Raw genomic sequence first — 23,813 nt, 5'->3', positions numbered from 1 at the left:
AATTTTTGAATTTTATAAAGAACAAATTATTTCTTATAATGAACAGGAAAGCGTTTTTATATGAATGGCAAGGGGAAGAGGAGGAATCAGTATGATCGGAAGAGTCATCCGAATGTACAGAAAAAGAAAAGGCTACTCCATTAACCAGCTTGCTGATATAGCAGGCGTATCAAAATCATATTTAAGCAAAATTGAACGCGGCGTTCACAGAAATCCGTCAGTCGAATTCCTGAAAAAAATCTCCCGTGCGCTGAAAGTTGAATTAAAGGAATTGTTTGATACCGAAGTGATCCTTTATCGGCGGACCGAGCATGAAGACGAGTGGAGAACCCACCTTGTACAGGCCGTGCAGGCGGGGATGAACCAGGAAGAACTGTTTCAATTCACACACCGCCTCAAGCAGAAAAAGAAAGAACGGACGCTTTATCGAAACAGGGAGCTGACCCAAGCTAATATCGAAGAATGGAGAGCCCTTATGCTGGAGGCCAAAGAAATGGGATTAACCGTCAAAGAAGTAGAAGCGTTTTTGATGAGAACAAAAAACCATTAATTCATCCTGCATTCATATTTGATTTTTAGAAGATAACGGGAGCTTTTGACTTGAACCATTCATCAGGATATAGATCCACATTTCCATTTCAACTTGCCGAAAATTCGGAATAATCGCATTAATAGATATTGCCCGTTCATGATGATCCATGTCTATAGCTCCGTTTTCACCTGTTTGCCTTATTTTTTCATGGCAGTCTTTAAGAGACTTTTTGCTTATGTTTATATATAAATGAAGAAACTCGGATTTTGACCTTTCGCATCTTCCTCCAAGGCATGCAATTCTGTGTCTTGCGGCTTATATCAAGACCTTTGTCACGGCCCGATTCCTTGAATGGGGACGAAGCGTTTTTGTTGAATCCAGGCCGGCTGTTCGTTAAGATGAATAAAATGGAAGAAGGAGATGGAATCATGAAAGTATTGGTGCTCGCATTTCATCCGAATATGGAGCAGTCAGTTGTGAACAGAGCCTTTGCAGACACATTGAAAGACGCACCCGGTATTACATTCCGCGACCTTTATCAGGAATATCCTGACGAGGCCATTGATGTGGAAAAAGAACAAAAACTTTGTGAAGAACACGATCGGATCGTCTTCCAGTTTCCGCTTTATTGGTACAGCTCGCCGCCGCTCTTAAAAAAATGGTTGGACCACGTTTTTCTCTACGGCTGGGCATACGGAACAAACGGCACAGCGCTTCACGGCAAAGAATTCATGGTCGCTGTATCGGCGGGCGCTCCCGAAGAAGCCTATCGGGCAGGCGGGTCAAATCACTATACGATCAGCGAACTGTTACGCCCTTTTCAGGCGACAAGCAACTTCATCGGTACTACATACCTTCCTCCGTACGTGTTTTACGGGGCGGGTTCAACCGGCGAAAACGAGCTTGCCGAAAGCGCGAAAACATATAGAAATCATGTTTTGAAATCATTTTAAATCGAAAAAAACCCGACTCTGAAAAGTCGGGTTTCGTTATTTGTTCGGCTATCATGCACGTTCATCCAGCCACTTTTCCCCCCACGCGGCCATCTCTTTAAAAATGCTGTGGAACGCTTCACCTTTTTCTGTTAATTCATATTCAACAGTAACAGGAACCGTCGGGAACACCTTCCGGGAAATCATACCGCTTTCTTCAAGATGTCTTAATGTGTCAGTTAATCCTTTCGTGTTGACGTTTCCCAAGTTCCTTCTGAGCTCGTTGAATCGCCGCTTGCCCTGAATGAGTTCGGCGAGAACTAAAAATGACCATTTACCAGAGAAAATTTTCAATACATCCTGTATTAAAGAAGAGCATTCTTTATGATCGACAGCTGAATTCATAGCAATTCCTCCATTGCCTCATTCGCCAATTTTGACTTGATCCTATCATATGGACACCAAAGCATTCAAGAGAATGATCTTACGGTTTATTTTTATAAAGCATATATAAAAAAATTGCGTTCTTGTGAAGCCTCACAGTGGTTGCTATGGTTATATCAAAAGGAGGAAAAACATGAAAAAACAATACGATTCTTTATTCACACCTTTTACTTTTAAAAACGGCATCCAATTGAAAAACAGGATCATCATGCCGCCAATGGGACATTCATCCTCTATGCCGGGAGGATTTATTTCTGACGACGAACTCGTCTATTATGCCGCGCGGGCGACAGATGTCGGAATGGTCATCACATCTGCGACAACCGTACAGCCCGGAACCGGATTTCCCGGCATCCCCGGAGCGGAAAACGATGATCAAATCCCGGGACTAACCAGGCTTGCAGCCACTTTAAAGAAACACGGAGCAAAAGCAATCCTGCAGCTCTTCCATGCCGGAGCCAAAGGTAAAGAACGAACAGTAAGCGCCAGCGCCGTCGCTCCGAATCAACCGAATGCACCGGTGCCGAGGGCACTGGCTGAGCAAGAAATTCAAGACCTTATCCATTCTTTCGGCCAGGCGGCGCGAAGAGCGATAGAAGCCGGGTTTGACGGAGTCGAAATTCACGGCGCAAACGGGTTTCTCATCCATCAGTTCTTCTCTCCTTATTACAACCGGCGCAATGACAGCTGGGGCGGCACTTTAGAGAAACGGATGAGGTTTCCGCTTCAGATTATAGAAGAAATCAGACGCGTAGCGAATAGCTGCCATAAACCATCTTTTATCATCGGCTACAAATTTTCGCCCGAAGAGCCGGAAACGCCCGGAATCACAATGGCTGAAACGTTGCCTTTCGTCAATGTACTGCGGGAACAAGCATTGGACTACCTGCACGTTTCTCTCATTGATTTCAGGTCCTTGCCGCGCCGTGGTGCAGACAAATCCCGCACGCGGATGGAACTGATCAAAGAAGCGGTCGGGGATCGTCTCCCTCTGATCGGAGCCGGGAAAGTACGCACACCGGAAGATGCCGTTCAAGCGCTAAAAACAGGAGCCGATCTCGTCGGAATCGATCGGGGACTTCTGATGGAGCCGGAATGGCTTCAAAAAGTTCAAGCCGGAAAAGAGGACGATATTCAAACAACCCTGTCAAGACATGATCAGCAGAAGCTTGCAATTCCGGATGCGTTTTGGGAAAGTATACCGCTGTATATTGATTTCAACGATTGACGATTTTCCGTTTATACGGACTATAGATTCATATAAAAAAGGTGTCTTTTCGCTTAAAATTGATGTCATTTTCAAAAAAATGTATGAGAAAAGAGGCACTTAGACCAGTTGAGTCCCAGAGATGAGTATATTAGAATGATGGTAATTCAATATTGTCGGGATTGTTACTGTTAAGCAGGCAAGACCTAAAATGTGTGAAGGGCGAAGTCTATCTTTTGCCTATATGACCTTGCACATTTTAGGTCTTTTTTCTGTTCTTCAGGTCAATGCCGCTGTTAGGAGGGATGATTGGAAACGTTCATGTTGTCAGGAGCAATCTGTTACATATTGAAAAAGGGAGGAAATATTGATGAACATCAAAAACATCGCTAAAAAAGCGTCAGCTTTAACCGTCGCAGCAGCTCTGCTTGCGGGAGGCGCGCCGCAAACCTTTGCAAAAGAAAAGCAAGATTACAAGAAGAGCTACGGATTTTCTCATATTACAAGACATGACATGCTGAAAATTCCCGAACAGCAAAAGAGTGAACAATTTAAAGTTCCTCAATTCGATCCGAAAACCATCAAAAACATCCCTTCAGCAAAAGGTTATAACAAAAATGGAGAACTGATCGATTTAGACGTATGGGACAGCTGGCCGCTGCAAAATGCCGACGGAACAGTCGCTACATACCACGGCTACAATCTTGTCTTCGCGTTGGCGGGCGACCCGAAAGACGTCGATGACACATCCATCTACTTGTTCTATCAAAAGAAAGGCGAAACTTCCATCGACAGCTGGAAAAACGCCGGCAGAGTGTTTAAAGACAGCGACAAATTCACTCCTGACGATCCGTACCTTAAGTATCAAACACAAGAGTGGTCAGGGTCCGCCACGCTGACAAAAGACGGAAAAGTCCGACTGTTCTACACAGCTTTCTCCGGCACGCAATACGGCAAACAAACGCTGACAACGGCGCAGGTCAATTTCACTCAGCCGGATTCGGACACACTGAAAATTGACGGTGTAGAAGATCATAAATCAGTCTTTGACGGCGCTGACGGCTCAGTGTACCAAAACGTTCAGCAATTCATTGACGAAGGAAACTACACCTCCGGCGACAACCATACACTGAGAGACCCGCATTATGTGGAAGATCACGGCCACAAATATCTCGTGTTTGAAGCCAATACGGGAACAAAAACCGGCTATCAAGGAGAAGACTCTCTATTCAACAGAACTTACTATGGAGGCAGCAAGAAATTCTTTAGAGAAGAAAGCAGCAAGCTGCTTCAAGGAGCGAACAAAAAGAACGCTTCATTGGCTAACGGCGCACTCGGCATCATCGAATTAAATAATGATTATACGCTGAAAAAAGTCATGAAGCCTTTGATCGCCTCCAATACGGTGACTGATGAAATCGAACGGGCCAACCTCTTCAAAATGAACGGAAAATGGTATCTGTTCACAGATTCAAGAGGATCAAAAATGACAATTGACGGCATTGGTGCAAAAGACATTTATATGCTCGGCTATGTATCAGATTCACTAACCGGACCATTCAAGCCTTTAAACAAATCCGGACTTGTTTTGCACATGGACCTGGATTACAATGACATCACATTTACTTATTCACACTTTGCCGTACCGCAGAAAAAAGGCGACGAAGTCGTCATCACGAGCTACATCACAAACAGAGGAATTTCAAACGAGCATCACGCCACATTTGCACCAAGCTTTTTGCTGAAAGTCAAAGGATCAAAAACATCCGTTGTCAAAAACAGCATTCTTGAACAGGGACAATTAACGGTAAACTAATAAAACGAACGAAAGAAAATGCCGGTGAACATCGGCATTTTCTTTCGTGTGTCATCTTAGAATAAAGCGGGGAATTTTCTTGAAGAAGACAGTATATAAGCGGATTAGCATTTTAACTGTTTGTCTTGGAATCTTCATCATGATATTGGCTTCAGCCCGGGAAACAGAAAAAAAGGGAGAATCCCCGGAAACACCGGAATATCGCGCGGCTTTCCATTTGACAACCCCTGACAAATGGAAAAACGACCCTCAAAAGCCCGTCTATTTCAATGGAGAATATCATTACTACTACCTCTATAACCGGGACTATCCGGACGGCAATGGGACAGAGTGGCGCCACGCGGTGTCAGACGATCTCGTCCACTGGCAGGATCAAGGAGTTGCCATTCCGAAATATACGAATAAAAACGGCGATCCTTGGTCCGGTTCTGTCGTTGTCGACTCACAAAACACAGCCGGCTTCGGCAAAGGGGCGATCGTGGCGATTATGACGCAGCCTTCGGCCAATGACGGGAAGGAAGAACAATTTTTATGGTACAGCCAAAATGGCGGAAAAACATTTAAGCCTTACGGTGAAGAGCCGGTCTTGCCTAATCCGGACACCGTCGATTTCAGAGATCCGAAAGTGATCTGGGATGAAGAGGATGATAAATGGGTGATGGCGCTGGCTGAAGGAACGAAAATCGGCTTTTACGAATCACAAAATCTGAAGGAATGGCGTTATACAAGTAGTTTCCAAACAGAAAATATCGGCATCATCGAATGTCCGGATCTATTCAAGATGCGGGCGGATGACGGAACATATAAATGGGTTCTTGGAGCAAGCGCAAATGGAAAAGGTGCCGGCAAGCCGAATACTTATGCATACTGGACAGGCAGCTTCAACGGCAACGAATTTACCGCGGACGAAGCAGAACCCCAGTGGCTTGATTACGGCTTTGACTGGTATGCGGGCGTGACATTCGAGGACGGCGAAACAAACGATCCGTACGGGAAACGCTATGCTTTGGCGTGGATGAATAACTGGGATTATGCAAACCGGACGCCGACATGGAAAGACGGCTTTAATGGAACCGATTCGATCGTCCGGCAAATTCAGCTTAAACATAAAGGCGGAAATCAATACAGCCTTGCCTCTCATCCAATCGATCAATTGGATGAATTAACCGAATCGACAGATGAGTTTGAGCGTATCGAAGTAAACGGATCAAAAACGCTTCAGATTAAGGCAAATACCTATCAGCTTGAGGCGGATATCTCGTGGGCCGATCTTAAAAACGCGGGATTCAGGCTTAGAGAATCCGCTGATCGAAAACGCCATATCGATGTAGGAATTTCCGCAGAAGGCGGATATTCTTTTGTGAACAGAGGATTTACGGGACAGCCTGACAGCACCCGTACCTATTTGGAAAGCAAAGCACCGTTTGATCCGGAAAAAAAGCGGGTGCATTTCACAATCATCGTAGATCAAAACACTGTCGAAGCGTTTATTGATGACGGCGAAACGACGCACTCAAACCTTGCATTTCCCGACCTGAATGATACAGGTATCACGCTCTTTACCGAAAATGGAACGGCCGTCTTTGAAAATCTAAAGATCAAACATATGCGTTCAATCCACGATTAAACATTAAACAACAACGGGCGGCCAAACAGCCGCCTTTTTTCTGAAAGCGCAAAAAAAGCGAGCCATTACAAGCTCACTCTCCGTTTCGTTTCGGCATAACAGCAGACAACAAGATCCCCGCCCCGAGGCCGATCAAAAGCCCCGGCGCCGGATGGTCGAATAATATCCCAATGCCTAACCCAATCAACAGCCCTGATGGTATAAAATAATTATGTTTTTTGTCCATTTAACCCCGCCCCTTCGTCTAGTTATCACGAGTAACTCCAATTGATATATGCTTCCGGTGAGTCAAATACGACTAAAGTGTTCACAAAAAAACAAGGGCGGCTAATGCCAAACCCTTGTCTTGAAAACGCGCTCGGAGGGATTCGAACCCCCGGCAGACGTGGTACCGGAAACCACCGCTCTATCCAACTGAGCTACGAGCGCACAATATGATTTTTTAACGTCAGCAATTCATATTATAAGGGCTGTTCTTTAAAAAGTCAATCATAATCTCTGCTCGCAACATAATACTCGATTTCTTTATTTACTTCGTCCGTTGTTTTGACAAGGCAGATCATGCCGTCAATAAAAGGCCAAATGAATCATGACATCCAGCCAGAGAAGCAGCATGGCTACAGCGCAGCCTTTTCTCTCGTCCAGATAAAATCTGTGAGCGGCAACACCTCCGAAAAACCACCATAAAAGAAATACGATCATCTTAGCTTTGGTTTCTTCTTATTTTGGAGCTCTGAACGCTCTTGTCAGCGTTCACATATAATTCCTTTTTTTCTATAAAATAAATGGAAGATCAATGGACTTAGACGCCAATTTTCTATACTTTGCTCTATAAAGTTGATATTTTGTTTGAATGTCCTTTAAAATGGGAAAAATAAACCCCAGTATGTCTTTTTAATGAAGGCGGCTTTTTGTTTGACCTTTATTGACCAAAAATGTATGATTAAACTACATACTTACCTTTTAAGGTGAAGGAGGAGCATTATGAATTTAATACCTACAGTCATTGAACAGACGAACCGCGGGGAAAGAGCGTATGACATTTACTCACGCTTGTTGAAAGACCGTATCATTATGCTGGGATCAGCAATCGATGACAATGTTGCGAACTCCATCGTATCTCAGCTTCTATTCCTTGAAGCCGAAGATCCAGAAAAAGATATCAGCATCTATATTAACAGCCCTGGCGGCTCCATCACAGCCGGTATGGCGATTTATGACACCATGCAGTTCATTAAACCGCAAGTCTCTACGATTTGTACGGGAATGGCGGCATCTATGGGTGCGTTCCTTCTCGCAGCCGGCGAGAAAGGGAAGCGCTACGCTCTTCCAAACAGTGAAGTCATGATCCATCAGCCGCTTGGCGGAGCGCAGGGGCAGGCGACAGAAATTGAAATCGCCGCGAAGCGCATTCTTTCATTGCGCGACAAACTGAACAAAATTCTGGCAGAGCGCACTGGACAGCCGCTTGAAGTGATCGAGCGCGATACAGACCGCGACAACTTCAAAACGGCTGAAGAAGCAAAAGAATACGGCCTGATTGATAAAGTGCTCACACGCAATATCGACGCACAGAAGTAAACAGCAAAAAAGCTGCCGATGATTCGGCAGCTTTTTTTATGTTGCCCTACCCTCCGCTCATTATGTAAGAGGTTCTATAAATCCTTCCACTTTTTCTCGAGGACAGGGTAGCGATAATCATTCATGTTCCCGATCAATTCCGCGGGACTCGCCGAAGCATGAATCAGCTGAAGGTGTGATTCGTTCGAAAAGCCTTCTTGAACGCTGTATTCGAGCATTTTAAGAAGGGGGTCAAAATAGCCGTTCACATTGTAAAGTCCGATCGGCTTTTTATGAATGCCGATCTGCGCCCAGCAAAGCACTTCAAACAGCTCTTCAAACGTACCGAAGCCTCCGGGCATCGCGACAAAGCCATCAGCTAATTCACTCATTTTCGCTTTGCGCTCATGCATGCCGCTCACTTCGATCAGCTCTGTCAGCTGCTGATGAACGATTTCCCCTGTAAAAAGTCCTTTCGGCATAACGCCGACAACTTCTCCGCCGTTTTTCAATACAGTATCCGCAATCACGCCCATCAATCCCATTCTCGATCCTCCGTAAACTAGGCGAAGCCCCTTCTCGGCAATATAAACGCCGAGCTCTGCAGCTTTCTTCTTGTACGCCGGGTCCGCCCCCATATTTGATCCTGAATATACGCATACCGTTTTCACTCTCGCTCACTCCAACTCCATATATTGATAAAAACAATTAACATTGTACTATATATTGTTTGTTCCGTGTGCGATAATATAATTGAATTTCTAAATAGGAGTGTAGACTTATGACAATTACAGACGCGGAGCAATGGACAAAGACATTTTACCGGAAAAGGGGATGGAGCGAATACGGACCTTTCATCCGGATGGGATTTTTAATGGAAGAGGCTGGTGAACTGGCGAGAGCGGTCAGGGCATACGAAATCGGAAGGGACCGTCCTGATGAAGTCAAACGGCCGGCTGCTGAACTGAAAAAAGAACTGATCGAAGAAATGGGCGATGTGATGGGGAATTTGATTATGCTTGCCGGTATATACGATGTTTCATTGGAAGACATGATGGATGCCCACCGCCGCAAACTGACGAAAAGATTTGCAGGAGAGCATCATGAAGATCAATGACCGCCTTTACGGAGAGGCAGATTTGGAGCCTGTGCTGACAGACCTCATTCATTCAAAAGCCGTTCAGCGTCTGAATGGAATTCATCAAGGCGGAGCATGCTTTCTCGTCAATCCCGTATGGAACATCAGCCGCTGCGAACACAGCATCGGGGTTATGCTTTTGATCCGCAGGCTTGGCGGAAGCCTTGAAGAACAAATTGCAGGATTGCTTCACGATGTTTCCCATACGGCATTTTCCCATGTGGCTGATGATGTATTTAACATGGAAAACGAAGATTTCCATGAACAGATGTTTCGGCAATGGGTCAAGCAATCTGATATCCCCGGGATTTTGGATACATACGGATTCGAAGATGAAGACATCTTATACGATGAAAAAAAATGGACGCTGCTGGAGCAGCCGGCTCCCTCATTATGCGCGGATCGCATTGATTACACGCTTCGCGACTCTTTAGCTTATGGATTTGGCGATCAAGAAGAGATTGGACGATTTTTAGAAACGGGACTGACCGTTGTTGAAGGCGAAATCTGCTGCACTTCGGCGGAGCATGCCGAATGGTTTACCCGCCTTTACTATCAAGAGGTGATTGACTTCTTTATGAATCCCCTCAATGTATATGCGCTCTGTACGCTCAGCCAAATGCTGAAAAAGGCGCTTGACATGCGTATCATCACGGGACGCGATTTTTTCAAAACCGACACGGAACTGCTTGCGATGCTAAAGCAAAAAGCGCGCTTCCGGGAAACGCTTGAAAAGCTCAGCACTGCTAGCCAGCGCGTTAAACAAGGAGACGAAGGCGATTTTACTTTTCATCAAACATTAAAGGTAAGATGGATCGATCCAAAAGTCGCCGTTAACGGAAGAAAAGTCCCCGCTTCCACACTTTCAAAAGACGTCCTTTTGATGAAAGAAACGGCAATAGCTGCAATGAAAAAAGGCACATATGTAAAAGCCGCCGAATAAAAGCAACCGCCTGCTTCGGTCCGACCGGAACAGGCGGTTTTCTTTGGTTATGTCACGTCAAATATTTGTTCAGGCCTGTCGACAAAATGCTTTTTGCCGATTTTATGAAACAGCCCTGTTTTATGAAGAAGCTCACGCGGCTGCTGCTGCAGCCCGACAATCATCACTTTGCCGTTTTGCTGGTGGACACGGTTGACGATCGTCATCAAGCTGCCTTCTGCGGAAGAATCCATGTAGTCCACTTTGTTCATAAGCAGGATGAGGAGTTTTGGCGGGTGGCCTTTGTCCAAAATTGAATCCTCCAATGAATTCGATGAGCCGAAAAACAACGGGCCTTCAACAGAATAGATGCTGACAGAGCTGTGGAATTTCTTTTCTTCCGCTGCAGCAGCCGACTGGACGATCGATTCAGACACATCCTTTTTAATACGGAACGATTTGCTCATTCTGGCGATAAAGGTGATGATCGCCAGCAGGATACCGGCCGCCACCCCAAAGACAAGGTCCTGCCAAACCGTTAAAAGAAATGTGACGACAAGCACAGCAGAATCGGAATTCTTAATTTTCAAAATGTTCGCGAACTCTTTCCGCTCACTCATGTTCCAAGCGACCACCATTAAAATCGGCGACATGCTTGCAAGCGGGATAAGGGAAGCGTATGGCGCAAACAAAAGCAGGACCAATAAAACAAACACGCCGTGCACGATACCTGAAATTGGAGAAGCAGCACCCGTTTTAATATTGGTCGCCGTACGGGCAATCGCACCTGTCGCCGGAATTCCGCCGAACAGCGGTGCGGCAATGTTCGCAATCCCTTGGCCGACAAGCTCTTTATTGCTGTCATGCCTTGTTCCCTTCATATTGTCTGCCACCATCGCGGAAAGCAGCGATTCGATTCCGCCGAGCATCGCAATCGCAAGAGCGGGAGGCAGCAGGTAAATGATTTTTTCCAATGACAATTCAGGAAATTGAAAGCTCGGTAAGCTGCGCGGAATTTCTCCGTAAGCTGAGCCGATCGTCACCACCTGTTCAGGAAACAGCATCGTGGCCATGACCGTCGATACAAGCAAGCCTGCAAGCGCCCCCGGCACTTTCGGAAGAATCTTCGGCGTAAACAGCACACAAAAGAGCGATACAACAGCCGTCAAAATGCTGTAAAAGCTGAGCGTATTCAAGTTGATGACAACCTCTCGCATATTCATATAAAAACTCTCATGCTTCTCAACATTTCTCAAGCCTAAAAACTTGGCGATTTCTCCGGTGAAAATAATTACCGCGATGCCGGCCGTAAATCCGATGATCACCGGCCGCGGAATAAACTTGATAATCTTGCCGAGTTTTAGCAGCCCTAATATGACGAGAATCACTCCGGCCATAAAACCGGCAATCAACAGATTCTCAAATCCGTATTGGAGCACAATAGCGAACAGGATCGGAACAAAGGCGCCTGTCGGCCCGCCAATCTGGTATTTCGACCCGCCGAGAAGCGAAATCAAAATACCGGCGACAATCACTGTGTAAAGACCGTGTTCCGGTTTCACCCCCGAGGCTATAGCAAAAGCCATGCCAAGCGGAATTGCAACGACTCCAACGACCATTCCTGCTACAATATCTTTTTGAAACCGCTTAAGGCTGTATCCTTCAAATCTGCCTGAAAAACGTAACATTTAACCTATCCTCCCCATTTCCGACAGCGAAACGTCTTCACGTGAATAACCATCTTCCACAACATCCAAACAGCCGGTCTTTGGATCAATCACTAATCCGTGCACCGGGACGTCTGAAGGCATCAGCGGATGATTCCGGACCATGTTCACGCTGTGGCTGACGCTGTCTTCAACGCTGTCAAAGCCCGTCATCCATGTGTCCAAATCGATGCCTGAATGCTGCAGGAGTTCGAGACAAACATCATCAACACCCCGCTGTTTGGCCTTTTGAAGGATAGATGAAGCGTTCAGGCTTGCCATACCGCACTCATGGTGGCCGATCACGCAGACTTCTTCAGCCTGCAGCTCATAGACAGCCACAAGAATGCTGCGCATGACGCTTCCAAAAGGGTGAGAAACAACGGCTCCCGCATTCTTAATGATTTTTGCGTCTCCATTTCTTAACCCCATTGCATGATGGAGCAGTTCCAATAAACGTGTGTCCATACATGTCAAAATCACAAGTTTTTTCTCCGGAAATTTTGTCGTTTCATAAAACTCGTACCTCTTTTCCTCTACAAAAGACTGATTTTGCTTCAAAATGGAAGTTAAAATCGCCATTTCTCTCTCACTCCTTTTCACAGTCATATGACCTTGATATTGTTACAGCCGAATTATAGCACATGGATTTCCGATTTGGATTCAAATCAAAAAATTCGCTAAAAATGTACTGAATATTTTAAAAAGTCTAACTTTATATCTTTCTAAAATAATAAAATCTACACTGTTCTTCACCTATATAAATAGAACTGGAAGAAAAACGGACCATCTAATATTTGGATTTATAGTTATAAAAATGCATTAAAATAAATTAAAAAACTGAAATAAGTATCTATGATTTTCTAAACAACAATAATTGAGCTGATAGTCCTGCGTTTATTCGGAACAGTCTTTGATTTTTATAGAAGCCGCTTTTCCTCTATAATAGAAGCAGATGATACGCGGAAGGAGAATGCAGATGAAACCGTTTGTATATGTCACAAAACCGGTTCCAAAAGAAATCGAAGAGATGCTCGCCGAACACTGCACATATGAAATTTGGACTTCGCGCGAGCGTATTCCCAGATCAACCCTGCTCGAAAAAATCAAGGAAGCAGACGGTCTTTTGACCTCGGGGACAAAAATCGACCGTGAATTATTATGCAATGCGCCGAAGCTGAAAATCGTCAGCAACAATTCCGTCGGCTATGACAACTTTGACATTGAAGCAATGAAAGAAAAATCGGTTATCGGCACTCACACGCCATACATTCTTGACGGCACAGTCGCAGACCTCGCTTTCGGTCTGATTCTTTCCTCAGCGCGGCGAATCGCCGAGCTCGACCGCTACGTCCGCGATGGAAAATGGACCAAATCAGAGGATGATGAAAGCTTGTTCGGATGCGATGTCCATCACCGGACGCTTGGCATTATCGGAATGGGGCGAATCGGCGAACACATCGCCAAACGGGCGGCCTTTGGTTTTGATATGGAAGTGCTCTATTACAGCCGCAGCCGCAAACCCGACACAGAGAAAAAAACCGGCGCGGTTTATACGGGCTTTCACGAACTGTTGGAACGCTCGGACTTCATTGTTCTGGTCACACCGCTCACAGATGAGACATACCGCCTTATTGGCGAAGCTGAATTCAAAAAAATGAAACCGTCGTCCATTTTCATCAACATCTCCCGCGGCAAAACCGTTGACGAACAAGCGTTGATTCAAGCGCTGAAAAAAGGATGGATTAAAGGAGCCGGACTTGATGTATTTGAAAAGGAGCCGATTGAAAAAGACAATCCGCTCCTAACCCTTTCCAATGTGACCCTCGTTCCCCACATTGGATCATCCACTCTTGTCACACACGTCAACATGCTGAAAAGTGCCGTCCAAAACCTGATTGACGGTCTTCAGGGCAGACAGCCAAAAGATATAGTCAAAGAACTGAGATGACGCGCATTCTTTACATTCAGGCGCGGAATGTTTTGCCGAGCTCGCGCCCTAAACCAAAATAGTGTCTGAAAAGATAAATTAAAGGCCCCCATTTTTGAGGATCGATGTGATGTTCCCCTTTTATAATCGCTTCATGTGCGTGCACATGAAGCACTTTTGTTTCAATGACGGCAAAATACGGGGAATGTTCCGGAATGCGGATATTGACGGCTTCCGCTTCAATTTGAAGCGGACAATCGGCGACTCGGTCAGGTTTCACCGCCTGGGAATCCGCTGCCGTAAATCCGCCGGCTGCGAATTTTTCTTTAAGGTATGTAAAGCCGAGCCGCTTTTTTTCTTCCGGAACACATTGTTTGCCGGTATAGGGAGCGAGCCGTTCTACATTGCTCCATAAAGATGAATCCGGCACATTGATGACGCATCCGGCTTGCCTCTCTAAATTTTCCAATGCTTTGCCGCCGGTGCCGACGCCGAGTACGATCGAATCCCCAAGCGCCCAAGAAGAGGAAAGCGGGCTGAGATTCGTGGAACCGTCTTCGTTCAGCGTGCTGAGCAAAATGACGGGTGTTCCGTAGTATAAAATGCTTGGCTCTATAATTTTGCTGTTTTGATGCATATGCGTCTCCTCCTTTTATGCTTTTATTGTAATCCTTCAATATTTCAATTAACATCGAAGTATCGATTACATTTTAGGAGGAAGTGTCATGAACGTGAATCCGAATATCGCCGAGGTCGCCAAGCTTGTCACCGATCCGTCACGGGCTGCGATTTTAACCGCATTGCTTGATGACCGGTTTTATACGGCTACCGAGCTGGCCGGGTATGCGGGAATCAAACAGCAGACAGCAAGCTTTCACCTTTCCAAACTGCTTGACGCCGAAATGCTGACATGCCGGAAGCAAGGACGGCACCGCTATTACCGGCTCAAAGATGGCAAGGTTGCACAATCGCTGGAAACTTTGCTCAACATAGCACCCCCTGCTGAAATTCGCTCTTTCCGGCAGTCAGCCGAAGATCGGGCGGTCAGAAAAGCGCGCACATGCTATGATCACCTGGCTGGATCGCTCGGCGTCACACTTGCGGAGCGGCTCGTGGAGATGGGCGTGTTGAAAGAAGAAGAGACGGCTTATACAGTGACTGAAGCAGGAGAATTATTTTTGAAGGAGCTTGGCATCGATGTTGGGGAAGTCAAAAAGAAACGGCGCTCTTTTTGCCATAAATGCCTGGATTGGAGTGAAAGGCGGCATCACATTGCCGGCGCCCTGGGTTCCGCACTGCTCGACGCTTTCATCCGCATGGGCTGGATTGAGCGGCGCCCGCGCACACGGGCCGTTGCGGTCACGCCTGCGGGCACAAAGGAACTTTACCGCCTATTTCACATTTCCATTGAAAAGAACTGATGAAAAACAGTCGGTTTTTTTCTTCCTAACATTGCGGGAGTCAAATAGGAAACCGCGGCGATCCGTTCCCGTCCCCGGGTTTCATGGAAAATTTACAATACTATAATGATTTCTGAGCATGTTATGAGGTACAATTCAATATGATTACAGACGGAATATAGAAATGAGGAAATGCGGCTGTTCAATCCCATGAAGGCACATTCTTCATGTTTATGCTATAAAGTCTAAAGACAGGGAGGACTTTATCCGTGAAAAAAATATTATCCACACTTGCGCTTGGGATTGTTCTCGTGCTGGGCTTTCTGGCGGGGAACCTTTTCACAAGCTCAGCTGAAGGGCCGCATGCAGAAAAAGGCGGCACCGTTCAGTCAAATGAAGTCATCAATACATTTGAAGGTGTCGCCGACTATATCGTGAAATACGGCAGGCTGCCTGACAACTTCATCACAAAAGCCGAGGCGTCAAAATTAGGCTGGGACCCGCAAAAAGGCAATCTGGCAGAAGTAGCGCCTGGTAAAAGCATCGGCGGCGATGTCTTTCAAAACAGAGAAAAGCTGCTTCCAGATGCGTCCGGACGCGTATGGAGAGAAGCCGACATCAACTATACATCGGGATTCCGGGGGTCAGACCGGATCGTCTATTCCAACGACAGACTGGTTTATAAAACAACTGACCACTATAAAACGTTTATGAGAATGAGATGATCATATGAAACAAGTCATTTTAAACGGAGACAAGATCACGAATGTATCAGATCTTCACCAAGCATTAAAAGAACAGCTGGAGCTTCCGGACTACTATGGCGAAAATCTCGACGCGCTATGGGATTGTCTGACCGGCTGGGTCAGCATGCCTTTGCTGATCGAGTGGAAGAATGTCGAAAAAAGCCGGATTTACTTGGGCGATCAAGCCGAAGCATATTTGCAGCTTTTTCGCGAGGCCGAAGAAACACTGGACGGCTTTCAGCTGAAAACAGAAGGATAAATCAGAAAACGAGCGGGCGCTGCAGACAGGCGTCCGCTTATTTTAATTGATGCGCACAGCGGTTCTTCAGTCAAAAAATGCTTGAATGAAAATGGTCTGGAAATCTCCGGCGTTCACATCTTCTTTCGTCAAACCGCTCCCGGTTTGCTTTGTGAAGTGATCCTTCGACAAAATTAACTTTCCGTCCTTTGTCAGCTTGGAAGCGAGCGGGTTTTTATTAAAGGGAGACGCTTCCTCATCGAAAACCGCATCCCGCACGCACGTAAGCGCTGCTTCATCGATTGGCGTCAGCGAAAACGCGTAGCCGATATGCCATCCCTCTCCCTTATCCATTTCAAGAAGGTAATCTCCTTTATCTGTCTTTGTTTTCCTGATACGGTAAGCTCCTGTTTTTGAGGTGATGGGTTCACCTGAGAACGGAACGGGTGCAAGCGGCAGGTTGATGCCGAATCCGGTATCAAGCAAATAGGTTTCATCGCTTTCCCGCAAAATAACGGCGACATGCGTTCCCGTCAGCGCCCACGTCTGTTCTTTTGTATTAAAAACCGTCCCGCGTACCATGTGAACGGAAAAGCCGAGCTCTGTCAGCACATGGTAAAGAAAGGCGTTCAAATCATAGCATAAACCGCCCCTTTTTTTGTTCAGCAAGGCTTTCGTCAGCCCTGTTTTCGTCATCGAAATCCGCTCGTTTCTTAAAACCGCGCCATTTTCAAAAGGAAACTGTAAAGCCAGAAGCGATAAAAACTCGGGCAAGTCAGCAAATGTCACCTGCTGACCGGGCTTATATCCGATCCTTTTAAACAGCGAATCAAGCATCGTCGTCATCGGTTATTCTCCTTCCGCCTTTGAATCGATGAGAAAAAGCCAAACCTCATAAAGGTTTAGCTTGTTTCTCTTGAACATATGCAGTCAATGCAGCAAGAGCATCTTGTTCATCGGATCCGTCAGCGATCAGCGTGACTTCCGATCCGGTGCTGACAGCCAGGCTCATCAGCCCCATGATGCTTTTGGCATTCACTTTTTTATCTCCCTTTTCCAGAAAAATATCTGATTGAAAACGGTTGGCTTCTTGAACAAACAATGCTGCCGGGCGCGCTTGAAGTCCCGTTTTCAAAAGAATTTCCACTTTTTGTTGAACCATTCGATCTCCCCCATTCCCTATTTTAAAGAGACAGATTGTCCTGAACGCAGCTGCTCAGCTATTTCATCCAGTTTCCTAAGCCGGTGATTGATGCCCGATTTGCTGATTTTTCCGCTCGACACCATTTCCCCGAGTTCCTTTAAGGTTACTTCCTGATAATCAATGCGGAGCTGGGCGATTTCCCTCAGCTTTTCCGGTAGCGCATCAAGCCCGATTCTTTCGTCGATCAGCTTAATGTTTTCCACCTGCCGCAGAGAAGCGCCGATCGTTTTGTTTAGATTGGCCGTCTCGCAATTGACGAGCCGGTTGACCGAGTTTCTCATATCGCGAACGATCCGGACGTCTTCAAAGCGGAGCAGCGAATTATGCGCGCCGATCACATTCAAAAACTCGGTGATTTTTTCAGCTTCCTTCAGATACGTGATGTACCCTTTTTTCCGCTCAAGCGTTTTGCTGTTTAAATGAAACTGATTCATGAGCCTGCACAATGAGTCATTATGCTCTTTGTACAGCGAAAAAATTTCGAGGTGGTAAGAAGATGTCTCGGGATTATTGACAGAACCCCCGGCTAAAAAAGCCCCTCTCATATAAGAACGTTTGCAGCATCGTTTTTTGACTAAGTCTTCCGAGATGTTTCTGGCAATGACAAAGTTGTCTCCGAGTATTTTCAAGTCCTCGAGAATCAGCTTGGCATTTTCGATCAGGCGTACGATGTAGACATTGTTCTTTTTCAGTCTCATTTTCTTTCGAACGAGCAGTTCAACGGAAACATCGTATTGTTTCTTCAGCAATGTGTAAATTCTTCTGGCGATGGCCGCGTTCTCGGTCTGGACGTCGAGAACCACTTTTCGGTTTGAGAAAGACAATGAACCGTTCATCCGAATGAGGGCAGAGAGCTCTGCTTTCGCGCAGCAATCCTTTACTTCAAGGTTTGTAAGTTCTTTTTTCGTTTCCGATGCAAATGACATATTATAGACACCCCCATTCCAAGGCCTGCTATTCTTTTAACAAATCAACAAGTAGCGAAGCGACTTTATGTGTATCATGACGGATCACGCCATTCTCGTATGTCACAATCTGATCTTTGATGACCTCAAGCCCCATCGCAGACAGATCATCAATGTTAAACTGGACGGGCTGTGCCTGCTCCTTCGCATAGCGTTCCCGGATGTCGTCCGGGATTTCCTCATTGTTGACGAGGATCGTATCGATAAACGGACCGCCCATATGCTCGTTAAGCGCTTTTACATGGTCGGCTGCGCTGTAGTACAGCGTTTCTCCCGGCTGGGTCATCACATTGCAAATATAAACTTTTTTTGCCGGGGCGTTTAATATTTCTTCCCTTATCTTCGGAACGAGAAGGTTCGGCAAGATGCTCGTATACAGGCTTCCGGGGCCGAGAATAATCAGGTCGGCGCCGCGGATCACATCAATCGTTTCCGGGACGGGTTCAATTTTTTCAGGGGTTAAAAACACCCGTTTAATCTGCTTCCCGTAAGACGGAATCGTCGATTCCCCGGATATGACCTGTCCGTCATCCATTTCCGCATGAAGGACAACGCTTGTATTGGCCGCGGGCAGAACCCTTCCCCTCACATTCAAAACTTTGCTCATTTCAGTGACGGCGTGAAAAAAATCACCGGTTATATTCGTCATCGCCGCCAAAATCAAATTTCCCAATGAATGGCCGATTAAATCGCCGCCTTTAGAGAAGCGGTGCTGGAACAGGTCTTCAACAAGCGGTTCAACATCAGACAGTGCAGCGAGCACATTTCTGATGTCCCCCGGCGGGGGAATTTTAAGCTCATCGCGCAGCCTCCCCGAGCTTCCGCCATCATCTGCGACCGTCACAATCGCCGTAATGTCAACGGGCTGTTGCTTCAATCCTCTGAGCAATACCGAAAGGCCAGTTCCTCCGCCAAAGATTGCGATTTTTTTCTGATCTGCCATGCTATTTTCTGCTTTTCTTCTCGATGTCCCGGTGAGTAACATGAGTATAGTAGTCCTTTTTATAATAATCGGCAAGGTATTCAGCAAGCGTCACAGAGCGATGCTGTCCGCCTGTGCAGCCAATCGCGATGACCAGCTGGCTTTTTCCTTCGCGCTTATATGACGGAAGCATAAAGCTCAGCAGTTCGGTCAGTTTTTCGAGAAATTTTTGCGTTTCGTTCCATTTCATCACATACGAAGATACTTCCTGATCTTTTCCCGTCAGCGGCCTCATGCTGTCGATATAGTACGGATTCGGAAGAAACCTTACGTCGAACACTAGATCCGCATCGATCGGCAATCCGTATTTAAACCCGAATGACATCACATTCACCGTAAAGGTATGTCCGTGATCTGCCGCAAAATGCTGGACGATTTTTTCGCGCAGGTCCCTCGGTTTCATATCGGATGTATCATAAATGATTTGAGAGCGGCCTTTCAGCTCTTCAAGAAGCTCCCGTTCCGTCCGGATGCCCTCAAGCGGCAAGCCCGTTGTCGCAAGGGGGTGGGATCTTCTTGTCTCTTTATATCTTGAAACGAGAACCAAATCCTTGGCATCTAAAAATAAAATTCGCGGGGTAATCCAGGATGTTTCCCCAATCTCGTCAAGCGCTTCAATCAGGCTGTCAAAAAACTCGCGGCCGCGCAAATCCATAACAAGGGCAACTTTGCTCATTTTTGAACTTGATTCCTTCATCAGCTCCAAAAATTTCGGCAGCAAAGATGGCGGCAAATTATCGACACAGAAAAAACCGAGGTCCTCAAAGCTTTGAATCGCCACTGTTTTTCCTGCCCCTGACATTCCGGTTATGATCACAAGCTGTATATCATGGCCTCCATTCGCATTCATGCTTCTCTCCCCCTCTTATGTTTATTCGCCTTGCGGGTCGAGGCGATAGGACAGCAATTCAAAGTCAGGCGTATACGTAAAGGTGCCGTGAAGCAGTCCTTTGCCTTTCAGCATAAAATCCAGAATATGGACGTCTCCCGGCGCCATCGGCAGGCTCCCGACGTCTCCCGCCTGATGCCACCTGATGATGCCTTCTTCCGATTCTTCTACATGCTTACCTGTATAATGATCGGCGACGAATGTGAACATCATCCATTCAGATACGACCTGATCATTTTCTTTTATGATAAAGGTGAATATCCCTTTCAGCTGCGGGTTCAGCACATACAGGCCCGTCTCTTCGCGGTATTCCCTGATGACGGCATCCCTGACGGTTTCCCCGCTTTCCATTTTGCCGCCGGGGGCTACCCACCAGCCTCGTCTGGGCTTTTGCAGCAACAGGACTTTATCACCTGAAGTCAGCACACAATTCGTCACTCTTTGCAAAGTCTGTCACCCATCCTTTTATTCCTTCAATTCTTTTTTCTATTATACCGCTTCCTGTCCCCGCTCACAATGAACATGCAGTTCCGCCGCGAAAATCGCTTTTTTCCGGACTGCTTTAAGGCTTTTCCCGGGTAAAACTTAAAGAAACGGCTTTTTCGGCGAATGGAAGCGCTTGCGAAAACCGTTCTTTTATTCTATTTTACAGCAAAAACGGACGTTTCAATATTGAAATTTGAACAACTTGTGAAATTTGTAAAAATTTCTCTTCCAGGAAAAATAAAACAAAAAAAGGACACGGATAAGATCATCCGTGCCAATAAAATTCATTATAAAAGGGGGTCAATTACTATACCCATCATAACGAATAATTGTTTCACTGGTGTTACAGGGCGGTTAAATCATGATGACGATAAAAATACGTTATTTTACAGCCTTTTCTTTCTCTTTCAGCTCTTCGATATAGTGCTGAACGCTCTGAGCGGCAATGCTTCCGTCGCCTGTTGCCGTTACGATTTGGCGAAGGGTTTTCTCACGGATATCGCCCGCTGCAAAAATACCTTCGACTTTTGTTTCCATCTGTTCATTGGTCACGATGTAGCCCTCTTCATTTGTAATACCGAGGTTTTTGAACGGCTCTGAAAGCGGCAGCATGCCGATGTAGATAAAGACGCCGTCAGTCCGGAACTCTTCTTCTTCGCCCGTGACCGTATCGACCAGCGTTACTTTGCCGACCTTTCCGTCTTTTTCATGAATTTCCTTGACCGTCTTGTTCCAGAGAAAGTCGACTTTTTCGTTGTCAAACGCGCGCGCCTGAAGGATGCTTTGCGCTCTCAGCTTATCGCGGCGGTGGACGATCGTTACTTTCGAAGCGAAACGGGTTAAGTACACGCCTTCTTCAACAGCGGAGTCTCCTCCTCCGACAACGACGAGCTCTTTGTTTTTAAAGAATGCGCCATCACAAACCGCGCAATAAGATACACCGCGGCCGCCAAGCTCTTTTTCGCCAGGTACGCCGAGCTTCTTATATTCGGCGCCTGCTGTGATGATGACCGCGCGCGCTTTAAATTCTTTTGATCCCGCTTTGACGATCTTGTAGTCTCCTTCATCGACGACTTCTTTAATATCGCCATACGCATACTCAGCGCCGAACTTTTTCGCATGGTCAAACATTTTATTTGAAAGCTCGGGTCCCAGAATGCTTTCAAATCCCGGATAGTTTTCGACATCCTCCGTATTGGCCATCTGTCCGCCCGGAACGCCTCTTTCAACCATCAAAGTCGACAGGTTCGCCCTTGACGTATAAACGGCTGCCGTCATTCCCGCAGGACCTGCTCCGATAATAATGACGTCATACATTTTTTCTTCTGACACAATGTTCACTCCTTCATGAATCTTATGCTGCCAAGCAGTCCATTCCTGTTTAATAAGATTCCCTTCTTATATCTTCCTTACCCATATCCTATAAAATATCATGAATAATCGCTATTTTTTTGCTCACATAATAAAACAGGCTGAACAGTGAAGTTCACACCTGTTTCTATAGATGTTCTTTTAATGTACGTTCGTACTTAGAAAGCGTTCCGGGCGATATATGGAAAATTTTAGCGGTTTCAGCTTTTGTCAGCCGCTCCTGATGCTCTGTCTTCCAAATGTAATAGATCGCCGCGGCAAGCCCGCCGGCATTTTTCAGCTGAAGGCCGTAAGCCCTGATCTGCTGAATGACATGAAAAATCCAAAAGCACATGGCCTCCTGTTCCATCGCTGACTGATCCGCTTGTTCAATCGCTTTCGCAGTTCTGTAAGCAAGAAGCGCGTCTTTTGAATCAACGGCTGCACTGCTTTCCCCGTAAAGCACAAGCCTGACAAACTGATCTTCAAACGGAGTTTTTGCCATCTGTGAATCAAGCACCGCTTTCAGCTGGGCTTTTTCCCCTTTTCTTCCGCTGATATAGTACGCGGCAAGGCGCTCCTCCAGCGGCCGCTGGACAGGTTTCTTTTCCTTCCGTTCTTTCCACGGCTCCATGCGGGCGTCATCCGGATACTCTTCCTGCATCTTTTTCCATACAGACCGGGCAAATTGAGTACGGCCGGTGTAATAAGCCGAGCAGGCTAGCCAGTAATAAAAGGTCTCATCACCTTCAAACCCCATGCGGTAGAGTGATTTCAGCCATTTATAGCCGAGATCGTATCTGCCGACGAGGGACAGCGTGGCGCCGAGCTTATACCTTTGCTCAAACAGCATCGGATAAACATTGGAAAGCTGTTCGGAAAGCGACTCGACCTTATCGTCCCGTCGTTCATAGTGATAAAAAATGAGAAGATTGCAAAGCGCATGCAGGTTTCCATGACTTTTTTCCAAGACCGTAAAAATCGTCGTTTTGGCTTTCTGAATGTCACCGGCATAAAAATATGCCAGTGCAAGGTTGTTGTAAGCCGACCAAAACTCGGGGTAATCGGAAGTGATTTCTTCAAGCATCACGATCGATTCCTGAAGCTGTCCATTTTCCAGCAGTGCTTTCGCCCGATCCTGTTTCAGAATCAAGTCGTCCTGATCGAACTGCGAATAGTCCTCATCTTCCTCTCCCATATCCAATAAATCAAGGAGCTCCGCATTTTCCTCGCTGAACTCGCCGTCCGGGTCTTCTTTTAAATAGGTCTCCGCTGCTTTGTAGGCTTCGTGAAAAAGACCGAGGTGCGCATAGTTGTTTGCTTTAAAATAGTAGCATTCAGTCATTTTTTCGTTGATGTTCTTCAGGATAAAGTCCAAAAGTTCATTTGATTGCTGATAAAATCCCATTTCCGAGTAAATAACCGCAAGTTGGGACAGCATTCCCGTGTTTTCCGGTTCAAGAAAAATCGCTCTCTGAATGAGCTTGCTCGCGCGGGATAAATTGCGTTCTCTATATGCTTTGAGCCCTTTATGATAAAAATATTGCCCATCTTGGAACAGTTGGACAATTCTCGAATCTTTATGGTGTTCAGAAGTGTACTTTCCCACAGATACCCTCCATTTCAAACTATATACCGTGAGTAGTATAACATAGTTCCCCGCCGGCTTAACAGGTCAAAAACAAGTTTCGAGAAAATTCTCTTCATTTTCCACATATGGTTTTTTCACCATTTTATTC

The 23,813-nt window shown here is 46.1% G+C and carries 27 protein-coding genes and 1 tRNA gene; 12 read left to right on the top strand and 16 right to left on the bottom strand.

Annotation, left to right across the window (positions count from 1 at the left end):
* Positions 1–91 precede the first annotated feature (91 nt).
* Entirely contained in the window at positions 92–550 is a 459-nt protein-coding gene (gene slrR, locus MST20_RS10535; protein ID WP_243942037.1) for an HTH-type transcriptional regulator SlrR, read from the top strand.
* A 410-nt stretch (positions 551–960) separates the two neighbouring features.
* Positions 961–1,485: an NAD(P)H-dependent oxidoreductase gene (locus MST20_RS10530; protein WP_243942034.1), complete on the top strand. Its 525-nt coding sequence runs from the start codon at positions 961–963 to the stop codon at positions 1,483–1,485.
* A gap of 51 nt (positions 1,486–1,536) precedes the next feature.
* Here MST20_RS10530 and MST20_RS10525 read toward each other — a convergent pair whose 3' ends face one another.
* The gene (locus MST20_RS10525) at positions 1,537–1,869 is read right to left on the bottom strand and encodes a winged helix-turn-helix transcriptional regulator (RefSeq protein WP_243942032.1); all 333 of its coding nucleotides are present in this window, start codon (positions 1,867–1,869) and stop codon (positions 1,537–1,539) included.
* 172 nt (positions 1,870–2,041) lie between these two features.
* Here MST20_RS10525 and MST20_RS10520 point away from each other — a divergent pair, with 172 nt between their 5' ends.
* From MST20_RS10520 to MST20_RS10510, 3 genes are all read left to right on the top strand, one after another.
* Positions 2,042–3,136, top strand: coding sequence for an NADH-dependent flavin oxidoreductase (locus MST20_RS10520; protein ID WP_243942030.1), 1,095 nt, complete (start codon positions 2,042–2,044; stop codon positions 3,134–3,136).
* A gap of 349 nt (positions 3,137–3,485) precedes the next feature.
* A complete protein-coding gene (locus tag MST20_RS10515; RefSeq protein WP_243942028.1) occupies positions 3,486–4,931 on the top strand; it encodes a glycoside hydrolase family 68 protein in 1,446 nt (481 codons plus the stop codon).
* Positions 4,932–5,010: 79 nt separating this feature from the next.
* A complete protein-coding gene (locus MST20_RS10510) occupies positions 5,011–6,558 on the top strand; it encodes a glycoside hydrolase family 32 protein (RefSeq protein ID WP_165428174.1) in 1,548 nt (515 codons plus the stop codon).
* Between the two features lie 73 nt (positions 6,559–6,631).
* Here MST20_RS10510 and MST20_RS10505 read toward each other — a convergent pair whose 3' ends face one another.
* The 3 genes from MST20_RS10505 to MST20_RS10495 form a co-directional block, all read right to left on the bottom strand.
* Entirely contained in the window at positions 6,632–6,784 is a 153-nt protein-coding gene (locus tag MST20_RS10505; protein WP_243942026.1) for a hypothetical protein, read from the bottom strand.
* Positions 6,785–6,911: 127 nt separating this feature from the next.
* Positions 6,912–6,987: transfer RNA gene (locus MST20_RS10500), tRNA-Arg, on the bottom strand.
* A 138-nt stretch (positions 6,988–7,125) separates the two neighbouring features.
* Complete coding sequence (locus tag MST20_RS10495) at positions 7,126–7,260, bottom strand: NINE protein (protein ID WP_243942024.1); 135 nt, start codon at positions 7,258–7,260, stop codon at positions 7,126–7,128.
* 282 nt (positions 7,261–7,542) lie between these two features.
* On the opposite strand from MST20_RS10495, the gene clpP reads away from it, so the two are divergent.
* Positions 7,543–8,139 (top strand): ATP-dependent Clp endopeptidase proteolytic subunit ClpP, encoded by a 597-nt coding sequence (gene clpP, locus MST20_RS10490; RefSeq protein WP_003185550.1) that lies wholly within the window; start codon positions 7,543–7,545, stop codon positions 8,137–8,139.
* Between the two features lie 74 nt (positions 8,140–8,213).
* Here clpP and MST20_RS10485 read toward each other — a convergent pair whose 3' ends face one another.
* The gene (locus MST20_RS10485; protein ID WP_243942022.1) at positions 8,214–8,789 is read right to left on the bottom strand and encodes an LOG family protein; all 576 of its coding nucleotides are present in this window, start codon (positions 8,787–8,789) and stop codon (positions 8,214–8,216) included.
* Positions 8,790–8,899: 110 nt separating this feature from the next.
* On the opposite strand from MST20_RS10485, the gene MST20_RS10480 reads away from it, so the two are divergent.
* Both MST20_RS10480 and MST20_RS10475 read left to right on the top strand, forming a co-directional pair.
* Positions 8,900–9,235, top strand: coding sequence for a MazG-like family protein (locus tag MST20_RS10480; RefSeq protein WP_243942020.1), 336 nt, complete (start codon positions 8,900–8,902; stop codon positions 9,233–9,235).
* A complete protein-coding gene (locus MST20_RS10475) occupies positions 9,222–10,199 on the top strand; it encodes an HD domain-containing protein (RefSeq protein ID WP_243942018.1) in 978 nt (325 codons plus the stop codon). The genes MST20_RS10480 and MST20_RS10475 overlap by 14 nt, the downstream gene beginning before the upstream one ends.
* 47 nt (positions 10,200–10,246) lie before the next feature.
* On the opposite strand, the gene MST20_RS10470 is transcribed toward MST20_RS10475, so the two are convergent.
* Both MST20_RS10470 and MST20_RS10465 read right to left on the bottom strand, forming a co-directional pair.
* Positions 10,247–11,866 (bottom strand): SulP family inorganic anion transporter, encoded by a 1,620-nt coding sequence (locus tag MST20_RS10470; RefSeq protein ID WP_243942016.1) that lies wholly within the window; start codon positions 11,864–11,866, stop codon positions 10,247–10,249.
* Positions 11,867–12,466: a beta-class carbonic anhydrase gene (locus MST20_RS10465; RefSeq protein ID WP_243942014.1), complete on the bottom strand. Its 600-nt coding sequence runs from the start codon at positions 12,464–12,466 to the stop codon at positions 11,867–11,869.
* 397 nt (positions 12,467–12,863) lie between these two features.
* On the opposite strand from MST20_RS10465, the gene MST20_RS10460 reads away from it, so the two are divergent.
* Positions 12,864–13,835, top strand: a complete 972-nt coding sequence (locus MST20_RS10460; RefSeq protein ID WP_243942012.1) for a 2-hydroxyacid dehydrogenase — start codon at positions 12,864–12,866, stop codon at positions 13,833–13,835.
* A 16-nt stretch (positions 13,836–13,851) separates the two neighbouring features.
* Here MST20_RS10460 and MST20_RS10455 read toward each other — a convergent pair whose 3' ends face one another.
* On the bottom strand, positions 13,852–14,451 hold the full coding sequence (locus MST20_RS10455) for a flavin reductase family protein (RefSeq protein ID WP_243942010.1): 600 nt from the start codon (positions 14,449–14,451) through the stop codon (positions 13,852–13,854).
* Positions 14,452–14,539: 88 nt separating this feature from the next.
* On the opposite strand from MST20_RS10455, the gene MST20_RS10450 reads away from it, so the two are divergent.
* The 3 genes from MST20_RS10450 (at position 14,540) to MST20_RS10440 (ending at position 16,219) form a co-directional block, all read left to right on the top strand.
* Complete coding sequence (locus MST20_RS10450; RefSeq protein WP_243942009.1) at positions 14,540–15,235, top strand: ArsR/SmtB family transcription factor; 696 nt, start codon at positions 14,540–14,542, stop codon at positions 15,233–15,235.
* 248 nt (positions 15,236–15,483) lie between these two features.
* On the top strand, positions 15,484–15,939 hold the full coding sequence (locus MST20_RS10445) for a ribonuclease (protein ID WP_243942007.1): 456 nt from the start codon (positions 15,484–15,486) through the stop codon (positions 15,937–15,939).
* A gap of 4 nt (positions 15,940–15,943) precedes the next feature.
* Positions 15,944–16,219, top strand: a complete 276-nt coding sequence (locus tag MST20_RS10440) for a barstar family protein (RefSeq protein WP_243942005.1) — start codon at positions 15,944–15,946, stop codon at positions 16,217–16,219.
* Positions 16,220–16,285: 66 nt separating this feature from the next.
* Here the strand turns inward: MST20_RS10440 and MST20_RS10435 are convergent, their stop codons facing one another.
* From MST20_RS10435 to MST20_RS10400, 8 genes are all read right to left on the bottom strand, one after another.
* Positions 16,286–17,044, bottom strand: coding sequence for an arylamine N-acetyltransferase (locus tag MST20_RS10435; protein WP_243942004.1), 759 nt, complete (start codon positions 17,042–17,044; stop codon positions 16,286–16,288).
* A gap of 46 nt (positions 17,045–17,090) precedes the next feature.
* Positions 17,091–17,360 carry an HPr family phosphocarrier protein gene (locus tag MST20_RS10430; RefSeq protein WP_059230974.1) on the bottom strand — a complete coding sequence of 90 codons (270 nt, stop codon included), beginning with the start codon at positions 17,358–17,360 and terminating at the stop codon, positions 17,091–17,093.
* Positions 17,361–17,377: 17 nt separating this feature from the next.
* The gene (gene whiA / locus MST20_RS10425) at positions 17,378–18,328 is read right to left on the bottom strand and encodes a DNA-binding protein WhiA (protein WP_020453058.1); all 951 of its coding nucleotides are present in this window, start codon (positions 18,326–18,328) and stop codon (positions 17,378–17,380) included.
* Positions 18,329–18,356: 28 nt separating this feature from the next.
* A complete protein-coding gene (locus tag MST20_RS10420) occupies positions 18,357–19,310 on the bottom strand; it encodes a gluconeogenesis factor YvcK family protein (protein ID WP_243942002.1) in 954 nt (317 codons plus the stop codon).
* Position 19,311: 1 nt separating this feature from the next.
* Complete coding sequence (gene rapZ / locus MST20_RS10415; protein WP_020453060.1) at positions 19,312–20,199, bottom strand: RNase adapter RapZ; 888 nt, start codon at positions 20,197–20,199, stop codon at positions 19,312–19,314.
* Between the two features lie 21 nt (positions 20,200–20,220).
* On the bottom strand, positions 20,221–20,685 hold the full coding sequence (locus tag MST20_RS10410) for an 8-oxo-dGTP diphosphatase (RefSeq protein WP_003185583.1): 465 nt from the start codon (positions 20,683–20,685) through the stop codon (positions 20,221–20,223).
* 420 nt (positions 20,686–21,105) lie between these two features.
* The gene (trxB, locus tag MST20_RS10405; RefSeq protein WP_243942000.1) at positions 21,106–22,056 is read right to left on the bottom strand and encodes a thioredoxin-disulfide reductase; all 951 of its coding nucleotides are present in this window, start codon (positions 22,054–22,056) and stop codon (positions 21,106–21,108) included.
* 166 nt (positions 22,057–22,222) lie between these two features.
* Positions 22,223–23,683 (bottom strand): tetratricopeptide repeat protein, encoded by a 1,461-nt coding sequence (locus MST20_RS10400; RefSeq protein ID WP_243941998.1) that lies wholly within the window; start codon positions 23,681–23,683, stop codon positions 22,223–22,225.
* Positions 23,684–23,813 lie beyond the last annotated feature (130 nt).

Source organism: Bacillus sp. B19-2, assembly GCF_022832475.1.
Classification (GTDB): Bacteria; Bacillota; Bacilli; order Bacillales; family Bacillaceae; genus Bacillus; species Bacillus paralicheniformis.
The sequence above is the reverse complement of the archived record's forward strand: the minus strand, read 5'-3'. Positions and strand labels throughout refer to the sequence as shown.